Genomic DNA, 18,520 nt, shown 5'->3' with positions numbered 1-18,520 from the left:
AGGATCGGACATGACAGACGCGGTGCGGCCGGGCCGCGCGGGCCGGGTGGCCAAGCTGCCGCCCCGCGAGCGCATCCTCGACGCGGCCGAGGAGCTGTTCCACTCCGAGGGGATCAGAGGGGTCGGCGTCCAGGCCATCGCGGAGAAGGCCGGGACCACCAAGGCCGCGCTGTATCGGCATTTCGACACCAAGGACGCGCTGGCGGCGCAGTGGCTGCTGATCGTCGCGGCCGACTACACCTCCGCGTTCGACAAGATCGAGGAACGGTGGCCGGACGATCCCCGGGCACAGATCCAGGGCCTGGCCGCCTTCATCGCCGACTCCCTGTCGGAGATCTCGCACCGCGGATGCCCCTTCATCAACTCCCTTGCCGAGCTGCCCGATCGCTCCCACCCGGCGCGCCAGGTGATCGAAGCGCACAAGGCGCAGCAACTCCGCCGGCTGACCGCCATGTGCACCGCAGCCGGCCTCACCGATCCCGAGGGAGCCGCAGCGGAGATCACCTTCGCTCTGGAGGGGGCCCAGGTCAGCGCGCAGAACGGAAGCGTGGACCACGTCGGCGAGCGACTCATCGCCTTTGTCGAGGCCGTGATGGGCTGGCACGGAGCCTGAGGGGCAGTTGACGGGTTCGCCGTTGCGGTTAGCGGACCCGCGCCGTCCTGCCGAAGGCCGGCCGCCGGCCGGTTGTGCCCGACCCCGGCCCCGGCCCCGACCCCGACCCCGGCCCGACGAGAACCGGACATCCGTTTCCCAGGTCGGCCAACTGCCGGCCGACCGCCCCCGCACGCCACACCCGCCCCCGTACGGATGCGACCCGCACGCCCCGCACCAGGCTGGTAAGGTAAGCCTTACCTTACTCCAGGAGCCTGTATGCGTATCTTCGGTGGTGCGAACCAGCAGCCGACCAGCGCCGAACGAGTCCGGACGATCCTGGCCTCGGCACACTCGATGACGATGGTGGCCGATGGCCACAGCACAGAGGTGTCCCGCGGAAACGGGCCGGGACCGACGCAGCGCATCCACTTGCACCCGTCCCCGGTGGATGCCGGCCTCACCGGCGCGGCCCGGGCAGGCGAGCGGGTGCCCACCACGCTGGAGTTCACGGATGTCGCTCCTCTCCCCGTACGGGACCGGGTACGCGCACGCGTGACCGTGATCGGGTGGCTGACCTCACGGGACAAGGCGGCCTCGCCGGACGGCGATTGCATGGAATTCGCCACGGCGGTGCTCGAAACGGGAACGTGCAAGTCCAGCATCGGCCTCGACGACTTGATGGCCGCTCCTGCAGACCCCTTGGCCACCTGTGAAGCGGATGTGCTCACCCACCTGGTAGAGGAGCACAGCCACTACATTCCCCTCCTGCTGCGACTGGTGGAACCGCGATTCCTGCAACTCATGGAACGTGTGGTGCCCCTGGCCATCGATCGCTACGGAATCGTCCTCCGCCTGGAGTACGCGCTCGGCCACCGCGATGTACGCCTGCCCTTTCACAAGACGCTCAGTGACGCCGGTCAATTCAGCCCGCAGATCCAGGCGCTGCTCACCACCGCCCGGCGCTGCTCACACCAAAGACGGCTGCTCAGCGGGGAACGGGAGCCGGGCGAGAACGCGATATCGCGGCGCAGCTGAACAGGCGGCACCCGGCACTCGCCGGGGCGTCAGGGCCGGTACGCCTGCCGCAGGGCGCAGGCCCAGACGACGGCACGGGGAGTCAATGCGGCGTCGGCCGCGGAGCCACCGACGCGCTGGTCGTCGCTGACGGCGTACGCCTGGGAGGCGCCCGCCGGGGAGAGCCGGGGCAGCGCCAGCAGGGGGCCGGTGCCCGGCCAGATCTGGGCCTGCTCCGGGGGCGCCGTCTCCGGCGGGAACGGCCCGACCATGTGACTGTCCGAAGCGGTGCCCACACTCACGTTGGTGGTGGGGCTGATGGCCTCGAAGGTGCCGCTGGTGCGCTCCCCGAGCAGTCCCGGTTCGCTCTCGTTCTTGTACGGCGGAAGCCACTGGGTGGGAGTCAGGGTGTCCAGCCGGGTGTAGTCGTGGGTGCCCACGATCCGTCCGGCGCGGTCGATGTCCCGCGGGTACCAGAAGTCGTAGGGCACTCCCGCGGGCCAGAACCGCTGGAGGGGTACGGCCGCGGCGCCGCTCCGGGCGGGCCAGAACAGCCCCGCCGACCACGACTCCTCGTCCTTGACGGCCTCGCCGGAACCAGCGATCTGCCCGGCGTTGTTGAGGGCGGTCACCGAGGTGAGCGAGTACCCGGCCGGTGGTACGAGCCGACGAACTATCCGGGCGCCGTCCCATTCGAGACCGATGAGGGCTCCGCTCTTGACCGCGTCGCCGACGATCAGACCCCGGTCGTTGACGTCCGCCGCGTGTGCCCCTTCCGGCAGCAGGGTCACCGCGCGGGCCCCGATACGGAAGCTGAAGGCGGCGGTACGGCCCGCGCTGTGCAGCGACCCGACCATCAGCCCCTTCGCGTTGACGGCCGCGACCTCACCGCCGGTGAATCCGGCGGGCAGCGGTACGCGGTGTACCCGTGTGCCGGTCCAGTACACGGGCACGCCGCGCGATGCCCCCACCGCCAGGTCTCGCGGGCCAAGTCCCTTGACCTGACTGCCTCCTGAGCCGGGCAGGGAGGCCAGGACCTGGAGGGCCGGACGGCAGTCCGCGGGCTTGCCGGCGCCGTCGGCGGGCCGGGCCGGCGAGGCCGGTGCCGGGCTCGCCGTCAGCAGGGGGGTGAGGAACGCGGTCGCGACCACCGCCACGGCGGCACGGATATGTCTTCGCATCGTGGTCTCCGTTTCCGAAACGCGGGAAGGGTCCCGCCAATACTGGAATGAGCCGGTGAACGCCGGGACGGACGGAAGGACCCGACAATGCCGGAGTGGAGCACTTCGGTCGGTGTACTCACGGGAGATACGGCAGCGGATCACCACATGGCGCGGCTGCCGCCCGGAGGCGTCGCCCTTCCCGCACCACCACCCTGGGTCCAGGTCGCGTGCGGACTGGTGACGTGCCGAGGACTCCCCCAACTTCCCTGAATGTCCGGTGACTTTCCCACGCTTTGTTGGGGAAGTTCCGCGGACCGGCCCCTTTCCTACCGCACCCGTGTCCGTTCGGGACGGCTCCGCCGCCCAATGGCCGGAAGTCGTCCGGGAGTGTCCGGGTCCGTTTCCGGTGCATGCATGAGGTGCCCCGGAGCCGACTGCGAGCGGCGGTACGGACAAGGAGAGCGAGGAGAGCGAGGACTGCGAGCTAAGGAAATCGGCTCCGCCGCCTCGGCTCCACTACAGCGTTTCGCCGAAGGCCCGCCGATACGCACCGGGCGTGGTGCCGAGGGCCGCTCGGAAGCGGCGCCGCAGGTTGACGGCCGAGGCGAGTCCTACGCGGGTGGCGATGGCTTCCACCGGAAGGTCGGTCTCTTCCAGGAGGACCCGTGCCGCGTCGAGGCGTTGGCGGAGCAACCACTGTCCCGGGCTGGTGCCGAGCTGTTCGGTGAACCGCCGGGCGAGGGTTCGGTTCGACAGTCCGGCGCGTTCGGCGAGGCGGTCCAGGGTCAGTCGGGTGCCGAGCTGCGAGGTGGCCCACTCCAGCAGTGGTGCCAATGACTCGTCGGCCCTGGCGGGGGCGGGCTGTGTGGCGTACTGGAGTTGGCTGCCCTCCCTGTGTGGCGGCAGCACCATGTGCCGGGCAATCTGGGCGGCGTATGCCGCGCCGTGGTCGGAGCGTACGAGGTGCAGGCACAGGTCGATGCCCGCCCCGCTTCCGGCGCTGGTCGCCACGTCGCCGTGGTCCACGTACAGCACGTCCAGGTCCACCTGCACCTCGGGAAAGGCGGCGGCGAGTTGTGCGGTGCGGCCCCAATGGGTGGTGGCGCGGCGGCCGTCGAGCAGTCCGGCCCGGGCGAGGACGAATGCCCCCGTGCAGATGGCGACGATCCTCGCCCCGCGCCGGTGGGCGGCCCGCAGCGCCTCCAGGACGGTCGGCGGCACCGGGCTGCCGGGCGGGTGCCAGCCCGGGACGATCACGGTGTCCGCTTCCTCCAGGGCCGGCAGACCCGCGTCGACGAGCATCGCGTAGCCGAAGGTGGTCCGCAGGGGCCCGGGGCGCTCGGCGCAGATCAGGAAGTCGTAGTGGACCGGCAGGTCTTGCCGGGCGGTGCCGAAGACCTCGGCGGCGCAGGCGAGTTCGAAGGGGGACTGGGGCGGGTTGAGAAGGGCCACCACCCGATGTCGGTTCATGGCAGGAAGATACCCATGGATGTCTATCTGGACTCTCGGCCCGGGAGGCCGGCCCGGGTCACCGTGGTTCCATGAGTGAAACCACTGAAACGGTCCCGCTGAAGACGGCCGTCCAGGTCGATGAGGTCGCACCGGTCGAGGTCGTCCCCGGGATCGTGCGCCGCCGACTGCCGAGGACCGCATACGCCGGTGGCTGGCTGATCGACTTCGCCCCCGGAACCGAGTGGCCGGAGGTCGACGTGCACGCCACCGAAGAGCGCTACTACGTGCTGAGCGGTGAGGTGATCGAGGGCGAGGAACGCCACGGGCCCGGTACGTACGTGGTCTTCGCACCGGGCAGCCGCCACCGGCCCCGCACCGAGACGGGAGCACGGATGCTCGGGATCACCGTGCTCCCCCGCTGACCCGCCCTCAGACTCCGGCCGGAGTGCCGTGCCCACCGGTCCGGGTGACGAGGGAGCGGAAGGCGTCCAGGTCGCCGATGACCTCTTCGATGCGGTTCCGCTGCTGGTACATGCTGTAGTAGCGGGCACCGATGGCGTCAGGGTCGGCCTCGCCGCCGCCGGGGGTGATCCCGGAAGCGATGGTCACCGTCCCCACGTGGATGCCCTGTGGCTTGAGTTCAGCGTGCAGGGTGTGTGCCCAGTTCCGCAGCCCGGCCATGGCCATACCCACGTTGGCCAGGAAGGGGGCGGGGATCGTCGAGGAAACACCGGTGGTCAGCAGTAGGGTGCCGTCGCCTCGGGCCAGCATCTGCGGCAGCACATGGCCCACGGCGGTCACCGCGCCCAGCACATGCAGCTCGAACTGCGCGGTGACGGAGTCGACCGTGGTCCGTGCGGCGTGGGTGATCGGCCCGGTCGGGCTGGGGCTGTATTCGAGCACGTCGATCGGCCCCAGCGTGTCCCCCGCCGCGGCGAGGGCTGTGGTGAGCGCGTCGCGATCGCGGATATCGGCTGGAAACGCGGCGGCCGTGATACCCAGGTCGGCCAGCTCACCCACCAGGGTGTGCAGCTTGCTCTCGGTACGGGCGATCAGCCCGACCCGAAAGCCCTGGAGGCCGAATGCGCGGGCCACCCCCATCCCCAGCCCCGGCCCGGCACCGACCACAACGAGCGTCTTGGACACGCGGATTCCTTCCGATCACAGCGATCGGACCGGTGTTACCGCGACCCGCCGCCGACCACTTACTGTCTGTGCGTGGCCCCATGATTTGTTACGGGAAAGGCCGCAACAAGACGGCACATTCATGTCGGTGACGCACACGGAGGTAACCATTGGCGCCCCACAGGAACACCTCCCCGGACCCGCAGCACCACCACTCCACACCGCCCCCGACAACCCGCGGCGACCACGAGTCCGACGAGGAGGCATGCCGGGAGGTGCTCCAGATCCTCGGGCTGGTCGGCAGCAAGTGGAGCATCCTGATCGTCGGGCAACTCCGCGACCGCACCATGCGCTTCGGCGAACTGCACCGCGCCGTCAAGGGCATCTCCCAGCGCATGCTCACCTTGACACTGCGGCAACTCGAACGCGACGGCCTGCTGACCCGCACCGTCCACCCGAGCGTTCCCCCACGTGTGGACTACGCCCTCACCGCACTCGGCGCGACACTGCTGGACTCCGTCGTCGCTCTCGGAGAATGGGCCTCCGCACACCGCCACGAGATCAGCAACAATCGGCACCGCTACGACGCCACGCACCCCACACGGACCTGAACGGGCGCGTTGGTTCATGCTGCCGAGCAGTTCCGGCGCTCGGCCGGCCCCTCACCGCTGGTTGTGCGCAGCCCGCCGGAGCCAATGAGACCGGCAAGGAGCAGCTGGTCGGTCCACCCCACGGGCTCACTTACTCGCTTGTCACCAGGCACCGGCTCTTACAAGCTGGCGGCTCATGTGCGTGCGCAGGGCGTATGCAAAGAGCTCGGGAGGGTGCAGGAGTGAGCCAGGGAACACAGGCAGGGGATGGCGACGCCAGGTCCGTGAGCAGGGCGGATGGCCGGGCGCTCGCCGCGGCCTCCGTCACCGTGGTGCTGTGGGCGTCGTCGTTCATCGCGATCCGCAGCTCCGCCGCGGATTTCGGGCCGGGCGCACTCGCCCTGGGCAGGCTGACGGTGGCGTCCGTCGTGTTGAGCGTCCTCCTGCTGGTCCGGCGCGGTGGATTCCCGCCCCGCGAGGCCTGGCCCGGCATCATCGCCTCAGGAGTCCTGTGGTTCGGCGCATACATGGTCGCCTTGAACTGGGGCGAGAAGCTCGTGGACGCGGGAACGGCTTCCCTGGTCGTCAACGTCGGGCCGATCCTGATGGCGCTCCTGGGCGGATGGCTGCTCAAGGAGGGCTTCCCGCCCCGGCTGATGGCGGGCATGGCCGTGTCGTTCGCCGGGGCCGTGGTGGTCGGGCTGTCCATGTCCGGCGGCGGGAAGTCGTCTCTCCTCGGCGTGCTGCTGTGCCTGTTCGCGGCGCTGGCGTACGCGGTGGGTGTGGTGCTGCAGAAGCCGACGCTGAAGCACGCCACTCCGATGCAGGTGACCACGTTCGGTGCGCTCGCCGGAACGGTGGCCTGTCTGCCGTTCGCCGGACAGTTGGTGTCGCAGGTGAGCCGGGCCCCGGTGTCGGCGACGTTGCAGATGGTGTACCTGGGCGTCTTCCCGACGGCCCTGGCGTTCACCACGTGGGCCTACGCGGTGTCCCGTACGACCGTCGGCAAGATGGGTACCACGACCTACGCGGTGCCCGTGCTCGTGGTCCTCATGTCGTGGCTGTTCCTCGGCGAGGTGCCCGGCTGGCTGACACTCCTCGGTGGCCTCCTGTGCCTGTCCGGGGTAGCGGTGTCGCGGATGCGGGGGAAGGCGCGGGCGCAGGTCCCGGACGACGCGCGTGGGAACCGCGCGGCGGCCCAGCCCGACGTCTCGGCGGAGTCTGCGCGGTAGGCGGCGGACGCGGCACTGCCGGGATCGCGAGCGAGGGCCGCGGGCCGGGGCGGCTCTCAGCGCGTGCGGCGGAGTACTGCCGCAGGATCACCGGGAGCGATAGCGTGCGGAACGAGGTGGAACACCCCACCAACACTCCGATCAGATAAGGGGGTTGTTCTGGTATGAAACCGCCCAGACGCAGCGGCTTACGCAGAACATTCGCCGTCCTCATCACCGCGCTCGCCGTCACCCTCGGCCTGTCCGCCCAGGCCGGCACGGCCCGTGCCGATGACGGTTCGGGCCTGAGCGGCCTGACTTTCACGTCCGTCAACAACGGCCGGAACCTGGACGTACAGAACGGCAACACCGGTGACGGTGTCTTCATCGTCACCAACTCCGCGCCGGGCCACCACCAGAAGTGGAGCGCCAACGCGCAGCCCGACGGGTCGTTCACCCTCGTCAACGACGCCACCGGCAAGTGCATCGAAGCCGGCCACCCGCTCAAGCAGCGGTCCTGTTCCGGAGCGTCCGGCCTGCGCTGGTACTTCCAGCCCGTGAACGGCACCAGCGACACCTACCTGATCCGTAACGCCGGCGACAACAAGTGCATCGACGTCGTCCTGGGCGCCCAGTACGACGACGCGTGGACACAGGCCTACGGCTGCAACGCCAGCAAGGCGCAGCAGTGGAAGATCCCCTCGTCGGCGACCGGCGCCGCGTTCAAGGCTGCGGTGGCCTATGCGTCGAAGCGCTGCCAGAAGGACGCAGCGACCTGCTCGTGGACGAAGGGGACGCAGGCCCCGGCCGAGCCGCTGCCCAAGCAGTGCATCTCCCCTGTTTGGTACAACGGCACCGAGACGCCGGTGCCGTGGACGTTCACGCTGAACACCTCCAGCGGCTGGTCGAGTCAGCTCGGGGTGTCCTTCACCTCGACCCTCGGCACGGGTATGGCGAGCCCGGTGCAGACCAGCGTCAGCCTCACCCTCTCCGGCCAGGTCACCTACGACCTGCGGACGGATCTCGGCAACAGCCTGACGATCAACGTGCCGTCGCGTCACTACGGATGGGTGGCACTGTCGGAGCTGGCGACGAAGGTGACCGGTGAGTGGACCTTCGATGCGAACGGCTTCCCGTGGAAGGCGAAGGACACGGTCACCGTTCCGCTGCGGTCCGATGACCAGGGCCGGTCCAGCATCTATCTGGCGCAGACCAGCCCGGACTTCACGACGTGTAACAGCTGAGTCAGAAGGTGGGCCCGCACGGGGTCGTGGGTCGTGCGGGCCCACCTGTGGAGCGCACCACTCCCCCGCGGGCATCAGATGGCCATTGCCTCCTGGGTCCACCGGTTCACCCGGTACGGGAGCCACCACAGCAGGGGTCCGGTGCGGGAGACCAGGCGCTCCTCCAGGAAGTCGGCGGCGATGGCCTTCGGGACGGACCGTAGTGGTGTTCCGTAGGAGAGTTGGGTGATCGCCTGCTGGTATTCGGGCTCCTCTGCGGTGAAGCGGCGCAGTTCGCCCCAGCGGCGGTCGCGGATCTGGACGAAGCCGGGGCCCTGGCGCCACAGGCACTTGCAGAGGTAGTGCTCGTTGCGCCACTGGGCGAGCGCGGCCACGGGGTCGGCGGGGCCGGTGAGGGTCCGGGGCGGCTGGAGGTGGCTGAGGTCGCGCCAGCCGTCGTCGGGCTCCGGGGGCAGCCGCAGCTGCCACTGCACCAGCACGGCACGGGCCGTCAGATCGCGGATCAGACACAGCCGCCGGACGGCGTGGGCGGCCTCGGCCGGGTCGTCGACCGCGGTCAGGTCGATCTCGCCGGTGAACTCCACCCGGCGTGCCCCGAGTTCCCACAGCTCGGCGGCCTGATCGTGCGGCGGGGCAGTCAGGTCGACGGCGCCCAGGCTCATGCCCGGCAGAGTGCAGGCGTCCTCGTCGTAGTCCCGCCAGGCGTGGAGGGTCAGTGGCCGGGAGGCGGGGGCGGCGGTGCTGGTCATGGGTTTCTCCTGCGGGGCACGGTTGTCCTGCTGCGGGCCGGTCGGTGTCTCAGACGTGGGCGACGAGGGCGTGGGCGGCGTCGTCGGGCTCTTCCTGCGGGGCGGTCGCGGCGTGGGTGTGGCGCATGAAGTCGAGTCGCAGCAGGTCCTCGTTGACGGCGGCCGGTGCCAGATGGACGTACTGGCCGCCGTCGGTGAAGACCAGTCCGAGGGTCACCCAGTGCTGGAGGAGGGCATGGACGGCGACCTCGTCGACGGGGTGTTCGGGCAGGCGGGCGGTGAGCTTGCGGGTCAGCGCGGCGGGGGCGTGCGGCTGGTCGAGGAGCCGGAAGGCCGCGATCTCGGTGGGCGCGGTCAGTTCCATGGCGCCCCAGTTGAAGGCGCGCCGGCGGCTGACGAGCACGATGCGGTCGCCGAGGTCCGCATGGGTGAGCCTGCTGTCCGCGTGGTGCTTCTTCCAGGCGCCGAGGGCGCCGTTGAGCGCGGTGACGGTGGGCTCGGTGATGCCGCGCTCAGGTGCCTCGAAGACATAAGCCATGTCAAGGAGTTCGGACTCGGGCAGGTCGTAGGTGAAGCGGTAGTGCTCCTCGGGGCGCAGACCGGTGAAGCCGAGCTCGGGCCGGTTGAAGTACGGGCTGAAGCGTTCGATGGCGATGCGGGCGGACAGGTCGACCGGCGGATCGAGGTGTTCCAGGGCCGGTATCTGGGCGATGACGGGCTCGTAGTCGGCGGCGCTCTCGCCGGGGAAGCCGTGGAGGTAGTTCCAGGATACGGAGAGCCCGGTCTCGGCCCCGTCCCGGAGCATGCGGACGTTCTGGCAGCCGCTCACGCCCTTGTCCATCAGGTCGAGCACCCGGCTGTTGAGGCTCTCGATGCCCGGCTGGACGTAGATCATTCCGGCCTCGGCCAGGGTGCGCAGCTGGGTACGGCGCATGTTCGCCTTGATCTCGATGTGCATCCGCAGGTCGTAGCCGCTGTCGATGATGCGGGGCAGGACGGTGGTGAGGTAGCCCATGTCGAGGATGTTGTCGACGAGGTACATGTCCAGCACCCGGTGCCGGCGGGCCAGCTCCATGATCTCTTCGTAGAAGGTGTCGGGGCTCTTGCTGCGGAACTGCATGAAGGAGCCGTTGAGACCGCAGAAGGTGCAGTGGTGCTTCTCCCCCCACCAGCAGCCGCGGGCCCCCTCGACGACGAGCTTGGGCTCCACCCAGTTGCGGGCGACGGAGGACGCCAGCCGCTCGAAGTACCCGCTGTAGTCGGGCGGCAGGATGGTGGCGGGCGGCAGCGGGCGGGTGCTCATCGGGTTCGCGACGCTCTTGCCGTCGGCGCCCCAATGGCACAGCCCGGGGACGGCGGACAGGTCGCCGCCCTCGTCGAGAGCGGTGAGCAGCTGGGGGAAGGCGGCTTCTCCCTCGCCGCGGACCACGAAGTCCAGGAACGGGAAGTTGCGGTGGGTGGCGGCGCCCTGCTCGGCGTCGCAGTTGGCGCCGCCCATGACGGTTTTGATGTGCGGGGCGAGGCGTTTGACGTACTTGACGGCGGCGAGCGCGGCGGTGTTCTGCTGGAAGGTGGAGGTGAAGCCGACGACGTCGGGCCCGGCCGCGACGATCCGCTCGGCGATCTCCTGCACGAACTCCGGTACCACGCGGTGCAGTTCCTTGGACATCCGCAGCCGTTCGTCACGCAGCTTGCCGCGCATCGAGACGCTGAACTCCGGTACCCGCCACTCGGGATCGTCGTACAGGGCGGAGGAGAACACCCAGTCGCCGCATCCCATGAAGTACGAGGAGAGCGCGTAGAACTGGTAGTCGTCCGCGGTGAAGGCGGTCCGCCGGGTGATCCAGTCGGTGAACTCCAGGTTCGCGTGCAGGACATCGGCCCGCCCGGAGGTGCGCTCGTCGACGCTTCGTCTCAGGATGCCGAGGGCGAGGGACGGCAGGTCGATCGGGGACCAGGGCATATTGACCAGCAGGACGCGCATGGCGGCTCCTCGTACGGCGGGTGGGGTGGGAGGTGGCCGGGCGGCCGGCCGGTGACGTGCGCGGGTCCGGCCGGCCCGGTGTGCAACCGGGCCGGCCGGGGAGGGTCAGTCCTCCTCGTTGTCCTCGGCGTTACGGAACGGGACGGTCACCGTGATGCCGATGCCCGGCCTGCGGTTCTCCTCGTCACCCGCGAGCGGGTCGTTGTGGATGATGTCCTTCTGCATGGCTGCTGCTCCTCTTCTGCCGGTTGCGGAACGGATCTCACGATCCGGGGGTACCGGACGGGCCGGTGCCTCCGGAGACCCCGTCCCTCGATGGACGGGGGGTTCGGTGGGCCGCGGGGGCGCGGCGCAGATGCTGGTCCAGAAAGCCCATGGCGCGGCGCAGCACGGCCACGTGGTGGGCACCGGTGTAGCCGTCGTGGCCGGTCTCCAGCCACATCGACTCGTGTGCCGCACCGGCCTGCCGCAGCGCGTCGAGGTAGCTCCGTACCTGGCCGGGCGGGCATTTGGCGTCGAGCGTGGCGGCGATCACCAGCAGGGGGGCCCGGACCTCGGCGGCGTAGTGGAGGGGTGAGCTCCGGGCGTAGCGCTCGGGCACCGCGTCGGGCGTGCCGCCGAACAGCCGCTCGTCCAGGGCCCGCAGCGCGGGGGTGCCGGTGCGGTACGCCGCCGCGCAGTCGGCGACCGGTTTGACGGCGACGCCCGCCTGCCAGAGGTCCGGCCGGGTGCCGAGCGCCAGCAGGGCCAGGTAGCCGCCCCAGGAGGTGCCCCACAGGCCGATCGCGTCCGCCCGGGCCAGCCCGCGGCGGAGCAGATCGGCACGGACCGCGACGAGGTCGGCGACCTGGGTGAGCCCGACTCCCGCGCCGTACGCGGTGCGCCAGCGGGGGCCGTAACCGGTGGAGCCGCGGTAGTTGACCCGGGCCACCGCGAACCCGGAGGCGACCAGGGAGTGCACCTCCGGGTCGTAGGCGTCACGGTCGTGGTCGGCGGGGCCGCCGTGCACCAGGAACACCAGCGGTGGCCGCCGGCCGGTCGTCGGGTCCGGGGTGCTGAGCAGGGTGTGCACGGGGCCGTCCGGGCCGGGGGTCCACAGTTCGCGGTGCCGCCCGGGCGTGGGGGCGGGCAGGGTGGCGAGCTCCGGGAGCCGGGTGCCGGCGGTGGAGCGCATCCGGGGCGGGGTGGCGGTGTCGGTCCAGAGGTAGTGCACCTCGCCGCCCGGGTGCGGGGCGGCGTCGAGCAGGGTGCCGGGCGGGGAGGGCACCGGGGTCAGCGTGCGCCGGTCGAGGTCGGCCGCGGCGAGGGTGGAACGGCCGTGGCGGTCCTGGCGGATGAGGACCCGGCGCCCCGCGGGGTACCAGCGCGCGGTGATCTCGGTGTCGAAGCGGCACCAGTCCTGGGGCAGCAGCCCGCTGCCGGGCCGCCACGTCGCGAGCCGGTAGTGGTCGTGGTGTTCCTGGACCAGCAGCAGCTCGGTGCCTGCCGGGGACGGCGCGAAGCCGAGCGCCCACAGCCGGCCGTGGTGTCCGGAGAGCTGGTCGAGCACCGCCCCGGAGCAGGTCAGGAGGGTGACCGCCCGGTCGGAGCCGGCCGCCCCGGACAGGGCCAGCAGCCCTCCCGAGGGTGAGATGCCCGCCAGCCGCGCCTGCCCGTCGACGGTCCACACCTGCCGGGCCGGACCTCCCGGCCTCCCGAGGTGGACGGTCATCCCGCGGCCGTCGCCGAGTCCGATGGCCACGGTCCCGGCGTCGCTCACGGCGAGGCCGTGCGGGAAGCCCGGCGGCAGGCCGGTCAGGCCCGGCTGCCGGGCACCGCCCTCGAAGTCCTGGAAGTACCACAGCCCGAGGCCGCTGCGGTCCTCCGCGAACCACCACACCCGGGCCTCGGCGTCGAGTGCGCAGTGCAGGGTGCCGTGCGGACTGTCGGTGACCTGGCGTGCGGTGCCGGTGGCGGCGTTCCAGGTGAAGATCTCGCAGCGGCCGTCGGCGTCCGCGGCCAGCGCCATCCGCGCGGGGTCGCGCGGGCAGACCTCGGGGAGCGCCGGGTGGTAGACCCGGAAGCCGGTACCGGAAGGCGGCAGGGCGGCGGGGTGTGCCGCAGTCATGCTCATACGGGCTCCGTAGCGGCGTGGCGGGTGCGGGCCGGTGCCGCACAGGTCGTGTAGAGCGCGAGCCCGGCCAGCAGCGTGGCGCAGCCCACGAGGGTGGCGGCGGCCCCGGCCCGGTCGGCCGACAGCCCGGCCAGGGCGGGCGCCACTGCCGCGGCCGCGCCCGACACGGTGGCCAGTACGGTGCCGGTGCGGGCCTGGAGTCCGGGCGGGATGACCTGGATGATCCGGGCCTGCAGCGCCACGGTGGCGGCCGGCGTCAGCAGACACAGCAGGCCGAACAGCAGGCCGAAGTGCCAGGCGTCGCGGGCCGTCGCCAGGGCCGCGGCCGGCGGCACCATCAGCCAGGAGACCGTCACCAGAACGCGGCCCGTGGGGCGCCGGCCGGCGATCCGGGGTGCGGCGAGCGCACCGGCCAGGCCGGCCGCCCCGGCGAGCGCGAGGACCAGACCCAGCGGCGCCGCGCCCCGGCCGTCGTTCTGAAGAGCGAAAACCGTCGTGTAATACAGCGCGACGAGCAGGGCGTTGACGGCCGAGATCCACACGAGCGCCAGCCGCAGGAAGGGGTCGCGGCGGATCAGCGCCAGTCCCGCTCCGGCTTCGGCGGTCCGGGCCCGCAGACCGCGGTGCACCGTGCCGGCCGGCGGACGCTGCGCAGGGGGCGGGACGAGGGGGGAACGCATGGCGGCGATACAGCCGGCCGCGACGGCGTACGAGAGGGCGTCCGCCAGGAAGGGCAGCCAGCGTTCGGCGTGGAAGAGCAGCCCGCCCAGTGCGGGACCGAGGACGAGTGCGCCCCGCTCCCCCGCCTGTAATCGGGACAGCACGCGCCGGTGCTGCGCGGGCGGGCACACCAGGGCGACGGTCCCGAGCTCCGCCGCCTCGTAGCAGGAGGTCGCGCAGCGCTCGACGAGCACCGCGGCGATGAGCACGGCCAGCGGGACCGGGCCCGCGGCGACGGCGACGGTGACGCCGGCCATCGCGGCGGCGGAGACCAGTGCGGAGCCCACCATCAGGTGCTTGCGCGCCCCGCGGTCGGCGGGGACGGCGGCGAACGGGCCGAGCAGGAGCGTGGCGGCCGCGGAGAGTCCGGCGAGGGCGCCGACCTCGGCGGGGGACCGGCCGAGGGTCAGCAGCAACAGCGGCAGGACGAGCCCGGACGTCTGGCTGCCCAGGGCGTCACAGGTGCCCGCCCACCAGAACAGCCGGAGGTCGCGGCGGACGTGGGGCAGCGGAGCGGCCGGTGCCACCGCCGGGGCGGACCCGGTCATCAGGCACGGTCCGGGGCCGGTCTCGCGGTGCCGGGGCGGGCGTCGTCGTGCGCCGGGCGGGCCGGGTGGCCGTACGTCAGACCGTCCGCCGGGCCGTACGTCGGGCCGTTCGCCGTCGCGTCCCGGGAGGAGACGCGCGATAAGTCGTAGGGTGCGCCGCCTGCCGGGGATGCCGCTGACCGTTCCATGCGAAGCCACCTCACACATGTGGGCAGACCGTGAAGATCGCCTCACCAATAGGTCAACTTGCGGAGGAAATATGCCCGAATCGTGCCGGAGCTTAGCCAGACAGTGACGTGGGCCACAAGATGTGCGCGCAGAACACCTTCGAGCGGTTCGTTCGGACGGGCCGTCGCCCCCGCGACCAGCACTCCGCCGCCCTCACCTCTTCGCGTCAGCCGCGGTGAGCAGGCCGTAGAGATCGCCGGACGAGCAGGCCCGTCAGGGAATGGCCGTCAGGGAAGGGCCGTCAGGGCGTGGTCTCCACCAGCTCTGCGTACTCCTTGCCGAGCTGCGACATGGCGTGCCCGAACTCCTTGCGGGAGATGGCCTCTTGCAGCGTGCTGAGGACCGCCCGTACACCGCGGTCGGCTTCCGGCCCGGACAGACCGGTGCGCCGACGCACTCTGCGGATCGACTCATCCGGCCCGAAGATCACCATCTCTCCCCGCCCCTGCTGGAGCGAGACACGCAGCGGCTCGGGAAGTTCGAGGGCCAGATCGCGGACTTCGCCGCCGCTCAGCCGCAGCGCCAGCGTCTCAAGGGTGGCGCGGGTGAGATCGGCCGCTTCCTGTCGTGAGAGCCCCGCGCGATCCGCCACTGCCTGGAAGAACTCCTTGACGTCCATGCGAGCCTCCACAACGGAATCGAGGGATGAACGAGGGAGGCAGCCTCACTCACCACCTTGCCACGATCCCCCGCCCACCGTCGGCCCACGCTCGACCCGCCACCCGCTGCACGGTCGCGGCAACCGAAAGTCACCAGGTCACGGGCGGTTCGCGGGCGCGCCCGCCGGAAGGCGTCCGACCTGGAGTGAGGACGGGTCAAGCGCCTTCCGCGCGAGCCGGAACCCTCCCCTCATGTCGCACCAGCCGGTCAGCCCGGCTGGTGCGAGGCGGTGTCCGATGGTGTGCCGGCCCGCGGTGCGCCGTCGCAGAACGCGGCGGCGCCGCAGAGGGCGGATTCGGGGCGGATGGGGACGCCGTTGGTCCGCAATACGTCACGGACATCGAGGATCAGCGGGAAGACCTCATGGTTCCAGTCCTCGCCCTGCTCGTCCCAGGCCCGCTGCTCGGCCTCGACCGCCATCCGGTCCTCGGCGAACACCCGCTCCGTGAAGCGCCGGATGAGCGGCCAGGCGAGATTCAGGGCTCCCGGGATCGGCGGCTTCGCAATCATGAGCAGGCCATAGGCATGATGGGTGCGCTGCTCGGCATCCTTCGGTACGTAGGCCGCCCAGAGGGAGAATGCCGGGAGCTCGGAGTTCTCGGGAACCGCTTGGAGGGTCTGATAGGGGTACTCGGTGCGGACGGTGATGACGTCGGGTGAATTGCCTCCGCCGAAGCCCTCGCCGGACAGCAGACCGGCGCCGCGGTCCTTCTTTCCACCGGCATGAACGAACAGATACCGGGCCTCCACGAATTCCGGACCCGTTTCGTATCCGAGGAGCTTGGGCTGGATCTTGCCGAGGACGCCGCGGTGCAGGAACTGGTGGTTCATGTCCAGCAGATTCTCGTGCATGAACGAGTAGTGGCAGTGCACCGTGCGCGAAAACACCATGGTCTTGTGCTTGGCCGAATCATATTCCGGCAGCTCGGGCAGCGGGGTCGTATCCGCCTTCTCCGGGTCACCCGGGAAGACGAACACCAGGCCGTACCGTTCGCGGACCGGATAGGAGCGCACACCGCGCGGCGGCCGGTCGACCCCCTTGGGCAGATACGGGATCTGCGAGATCCGGCCGTTCCCGCGGTAGGCCCAGGCGTGGTAGCAGCAGCGCAGCGTCTCGCCCTCGACGACGCCCATGCTCAGCGGTACCTGGCGGTGGGCGCACCTGTCCTCCAAGGCGAAGACCGTGCCGCTCGCGCCGCGATAGAGCACAATCCGCTCCCCCGCGAATACGGCGGCGAAGGTCTTGTTCTTCGGCACGCTTCCGGACACCGCGACCGGGTACCAGAAATTCGGATGGATTCCGGTGCGCCGAAGGTCGGCCGTCGGTCCGGCACGGTGTTCACGCATATGGTCCGGGCCACCGGCCGCCACGGCCGCAATGGACCCGTCCCATGCGGGCTGAGCCTTGGTCATACATTTCTCCCTCGCACGCAGGCCAGTGATATGGAACGGGGAAAACGTCGGGATTCCGGCAGGCAGCGCGCCGGATCCGTTCTCCGCGATCACCTTGTGCGTTTCCCCCGGGACGGCGGCAATCAGACTCGCCCCGGAGGGTGACTAGGCCGTTTGCGTGCGGCGAGAGTTACGTACGGCGTGCCGGGGCGGAGACGCGGGCTGCCCCGGCGCCGTGACTCCCCGGTGGCGCAACGGAGCCCGGCAAGCCCGCGCTGTCAGGCCAGGGCTCTCCGTTCGTCCGGCGCGTCGGACCGGTGCGGCGCGCGGCACCGTCGAGGGGCCGGGCAGGGCGTCACGACCAGCGGACCGGGAGCTGCCGCGGGCCGCGGAGCAATGCGCCCAGCCGCCAGCGCAGGTCGGCCGGGTGGGCGTCCAACTCCAGCTTCGGGCAGCGTTCCAGGAGGGTGCGCACCGCGATCCGGGCCTCCAGGCGTGCGAGCGGGGCACCGAGGCAGAAGTGGATGCCATGGCCGAAGGCCACATGGCCGCGGGCGGCGCGGGTGATGTCGAAGCGGTCGGGATCGTCGAAGCGGAGGGGGTCGCGTCCCGCGTCGGCGATCACGGGGAGCACGACCTCGCCACCGCCGGGGACGACCGTGCCCGCTATCTCGGTCGGCTCGATGGTGAAACGGAAGGTGGAGGTCTCCAGCGGCCCGTCGTAGCGCAGCATCTCCTCGACCGCGCCGTCGATCAGCGACAGATCGGCGCGCAGCGCGGCGAGTTGGTCCGGGTGGGTGAGCAGCGCCAGGACACCGTTGGCGATGAGATTGCCGGTGGTCTCGTAGCCGGCGATCAGCAATAACTGGGCCATGCCGAGGAGTTCCTCATGGCTGAGCCGGTCGCCGTCCTCGTCGCTCACCGCGATCAGGTCACTCAGCAGGTCGTCGCCGGGGCGGGCGCGCTTGGTCTCCACCAGCCGGTCGAGATAGCCGGTCATGGCCGCCAGCGCTTCCCTGGTCTGCGGTGTGGGGGCGCCGACCATCAGGATGTCGGTCCAGGTACGGAAGGTGTCCCGCTCCAGGAAGGGCACTCCCAACAGCTCGCAGATGACGGTGATCGGGAGCGGGAAGGCCAGCGCCTCGACGAGATCGGCACGGCCGTCGGGGGCGGCGAGCATCGCCTCCAGGAGCTCATCGGTCAGCTCCTGGACGCGCGGCGCGAGGGACGCCACCCGGCGCGCGGTGAAGGCACGGGCCACCAGCCCGCGCAGCCGGGTGTGCTGCGGCGCATTGGAGCGGAGCATCGACACACCGCTGGACACCGGCTGCATCGGCTGCGCGGACGAGGCGTGCCGCCACTCCTTCGACAGCCGGGGGTCGCTGAGCGCCGCGCGTACCTCGTCGTAGCCGACGACCAGCCAGACGGCCGTGCCCTCGGGGAGCCGTACGCGATGCACCGGGCCTCGCTCGCGCAGCCGCGCGTACACCTCATAGGGGTCGCGGACGAAGTCCTCCCCCATTGCCGCCAGATCCACTGTCCCCACCGGTTCGGTTGTCATCCGGCCTCCTGTCCGTCATGACGCTGCCTCGGGACGACTGGGTACGGGCAAACCCTCCCCGGCGGTGGGGCCACTAACCGCGGCCCGGGGCGAAATGCCGGGCGCCACGGCCGAGTTCGGGAGGTCCGGCGACGCGCGTGCGCCGGAACTGCCGCTGCCGCCGTCCCCTTC

General features: G+C 71.0%; 16 protein-coding genes. 6 read left to right on the top strand and 10 right to left on the bottom strand.

From position 1 onward, the window contains the following. The first annotated feature begins 10 nt into the window (after window positions 1–10). Entirely contained in the window at window positions 11–613 is a 603-nt protein-coding gene (locus NUT86_RS36560; protein ID WP_159484593.1) for a TetR/AcrR family transcriptional regulator, read from the top strand. Between the two features lie 258 nt (window positions 614–871). Further along, a complete protein-coding gene (locus NUT86_RS36555; RefSeq protein ID WP_274739652.1) occupies window positions 872–1,630 on the top strand; it encodes a DUF2470 domain-containing protein in 759 nt (252 codons plus the stop codon). Between the two features lie 29 nt (window positions 1,631–1,659). On the opposite strand, the gene NUT86_RS36550 is transcribed toward NUT86_RS36555, so the two are convergent. Together NUT86_RS36550 and NUT86_RS36545 are read right to left on the bottom strand one after the other, a co-directional pair. Continuing rightward, window positions 1,660–2,790 (bottom strand): hypothetical protein, encoded by a 1,131-nt coding sequence (locus tag NUT86_RS36550; RefSeq protein WP_274739650.1) that lies wholly within the window; start codon window positions 2,788–2,790, stop codon window positions 1,660–1,662. Window positions 2,791–3,288: 498 nt separating this feature from the next. Continuing rightward, on the bottom strand, window positions 3,289–4,242 hold the full coding sequence (locus tag NUT86_RS36545) for a helix-turn-helix domain-containing protein (RefSeq protein ID WP_274739648.1): 954 nt from the start codon (window positions 4,240–4,242) through the stop codon (window positions 3,289–3,291). A gap of 71 nt (window positions 4,243–4,313) precedes the next feature. On the opposite strand from NUT86_RS36545, the gene NUT86_RS36540 reads away from it, so the two are divergent. Then, window positions 4,314–4,646: a cupin domain-containing protein gene (locus NUT86_RS36540; protein WP_266450266.1), complete on the top strand. Its 333-nt coding sequence runs from the start codon at window positions 4,314–4,316 to the stop codon at window positions 4,644–4,646. A 7-nt stretch (window positions 4,647–4,653) separates the two neighbouring features. Here the strand turns inward: NUT86_RS36540 and NUT86_RS36535 are convergent, their stop codons facing one another. Continuing rightward, complete coding sequence (locus tag NUT86_RS36535; RefSeq protein ID WP_274739645.1) at window positions 4,654–5,370, bottom strand: SDR family NAD(P)-dependent oxidoreductase; 717 nt, start codon at window positions 5,368–5,370, stop codon at window positions 4,654–4,656. 149 nt (window positions 5,371–5,519) lie between these two features. Here NUT86_RS36535 and NUT86_RS36530 point away from each other — a divergent pair, with 149 nt between their 5' ends. From NUT86_RS36530 to NUT86_RS36520, 3 genes are all read left to right on the top strand, one after another. After that, complete coding sequence (locus NUT86_RS36530) at window positions 5,520–5,960, top strand: winged helix-turn-helix transcriptional regulator (RefSeq protein WP_381281979.1); 441 nt, start codon at window positions 5,520–5,522, stop codon at window positions 5,958–5,960. A 263-nt stretch (window positions 5,961–6,223) separates the two neighbouring features. Further along, window positions 6,224–7,171 carry a DMT family transporter gene (locus NUT86_RS36525; RefSeq protein WP_159484601.1) on the top strand — a complete coding sequence of 316 codons (948 nt, stop codon included), beginning with the start codon at window positions 6,224–6,226 and terminating at the stop codon, window positions 7,169–7,171. A 164-nt stretch (window positions 7,172–7,335) separates the two neighbouring features. Next, window positions 7,336–8,394 (top strand): RICIN domain-containing protein, encoded by a 1,059-nt coding sequence (locus NUT86_RS36520; RefSeq protein WP_159484602.1) that lies wholly within the window; start codon window positions 7,336–7,338, stop codon window positions 8,392–8,394. A gap of 74 nt (window positions 8,395–8,468) precedes the next feature. Here the strand turns inward: NUT86_RS36520 and NUT86_RS36515 are convergent, their stop codons facing one another. The 7 genes from NUT86_RS36515 to NUT86_RS36485 all read right to left on the bottom strand — a co-directional run bounded on the left by NUT86_RS36515 (window position 8,469) and on the right by NUT86_RS36485 (window position 18,349). Further along, complete coding sequence (locus NUT86_RS36515) at window positions 8,469–9,143, bottom strand: DUF5825 family protein (protein ID WP_274739642.1); 675 nt, start codon at window positions 9,141–9,143, stop codon at window positions 8,469–8,471. A gap of 49 nt (window positions 9,144–9,192) precedes the next feature. Next, window positions 9,193–11,127, bottom strand: coding sequence for a RiPP maturation radical SAM C-methyltransferase (locus NUT86_RS36510; RefSeq protein WP_274739640.1), 1,935 nt, complete (start codon window positions 11,125–11,127; stop codon window positions 9,193–9,195). 262 nt (window positions 11,128–11,389) lie between these two features. After that, on the bottom strand, window positions 11,390–13,240 hold the full coding sequence (locus tag NUT86_RS36505) for a S9 family peptidase (RefSeq protein ID WP_274739638.1): 1,851 nt from the start codon (window positions 13,238–13,240) through the stop codon (window positions 11,390–11,392). After that, window positions 13,237–14,508 carry an MFS transporter gene (locus tag NUT86_RS36500; RefSeq protein WP_274739637.1) on the bottom strand — a complete coding sequence of 424 codons (1,272 nt, stop codon included), beginning with the start codon at window positions 14,506–14,508 and terminating at the stop codon, window positions 13,237–13,239. Before NUT86_RS36500 ends, NUT86_RS36505 begins: the two co-directional genes overlap by 4 nt. 469 nt (window positions 14,509–14,977) lie before the next feature. Further along, window positions 14,978–15,355, bottom strand: a complete 378-nt coding sequence (locus tag NUT86_RS36495) for a DUF2267 domain-containing protein (protein ID WP_018088738.1) — start codon at window positions 15,353–15,355, stop codon at window positions 14,978–14,980. A gap of 248 nt (window positions 15,356–15,603) precedes the next feature. Beyond that, on the bottom strand, window positions 15,604–16,809 hold the full coding sequence (locus NUT86_RS36490; RefSeq protein ID WP_401849889.1) for a Rieske 2Fe-2S domain-containing protein: 1,206 nt from the start codon (window positions 16,807–16,809) through the stop codon (window positions 15,604–15,606). Between the two features lie 334 nt (window positions 16,810–17,143). Then, window positions 17,144–18,349, bottom strand: coding sequence for a cytochrome P450 family protein (locus NUT86_RS36485; RefSeq protein WP_026169476.1), 1,206 nt, complete (start codon window positions 18,347–18,349; stop codon window positions 17,144–17,146). Between the last annotated feature and the right edge of the window lie 171 nt (window positions 18,350–18,520).

This window comes from Streptomyces sp. G7(2002), from assembly GCF_028870195.1.
In the GTDB taxonomy this organism is placed as follows: Bacteria; Actinomycetota; Actinomycetes; order Streptomycetales; family Streptomycetaceae; genus Streptomyces; species Streptomyces nigrescens.
This window is presented reverse-complemented; position numbering and strand designations above follow the sequence as displayed.

Excerpts from the sequence above, each read along its gene's own strand:
- NUT86_RS36560 (WP_159484593.1), top strand. The coding sequence starts at position 11 with ATGACAGACGCGGTGCGGCCGGGCCGCGCGGGCCGGGTGGCCAAGCTG.
- NUT86_RS36555 (WP_274739652.1), top strand. The coding sequence starts at position 872 with ATGCGTATCTTCGGTGGTGCGAACCAGCAGCCGACCAGCGCCGAACGA.
- NUT86_RS36550 (WP_274739650.1), bottom strand. The coding sequence starts at position 2,790 with ATGCGAAGACATATCCGTGCCGCCGTGGCGGTGGTCGCGACCGCGTTC.
- NUT86_RS36545 (WP_274739648.1), bottom strand. The coding sequence starts at position 4,242 with ATGAACCGACATCGGGTGGTGGCCCTTCTCAACCCGCCCCAGTCCCCC.
- NUT86_RS36540 (WP_266450266.1), top strand. The coding sequence starts at position 4,314 with ATGAGTGAAACCACTGAAACGGTCCCGCTGAAGACGGCCGTCCAGGTC.
- NUT86_RS36520 (WP_159484602.1), top strand. The coding sequence starts at position 7,336 with ATGAAACCGCCCAGACGCAGCGGCTTACGCAGAACATTCGCCGTCCTC.
- NUT86_RS36515 (WP_274739642.1), bottom strand. The coding sequence starts at position 9,143 with ATGACCAGCACCGCCGCCCCCGCCTCCCGGCCACTGACCCTCCACGCC.
- NUT86_RS36510 (WP_274739640.1), bottom strand. The coding sequence starts at position 11,127 with ATGCGCGTCCTGCTGGTCAATATGCCCTGGTCCCCGATCGACCTGCCG.
- NUT86_RS36505 (WP_274739638.1), bottom strand. The coding sequence starts at position 13,240 with ATGAGCATGACTGCGGCACACCCCGCCGCCCTGCCGCCTTCCGGTACC.
- NUT86_RS36500 (WP_274739637.1), bottom strand. The coding sequence starts at position 14,508 with ATGACCGGGTCCGCCCCGGCGGTGGCACCGGCCGCTCCGCTGCCCCAC.
- NUT86_RS36495 (WP_018088738.1), bottom strand. The coding sequence starts at position 15,355 with ATGGACGTCAAGGAGTTCTTCCAGGCAGTGGCGGATCGCGCGGGGCTC.
- NUT86_RS36490 (WP_401849889.1), bottom strand. The coding sequence starts at position 16,809 with ATGACCAAGGCTCAGCCCGCATGGGACGGGTCCATTGCGGCCGTGGCG.
- NUT86_RS36485 (WP_026169476.1), bottom strand. The coding sequence starts at position 18,349 with ATGACAACCGAACCGGTGGGGACAGTGGATCTGGCGGCAATGGGGGAG.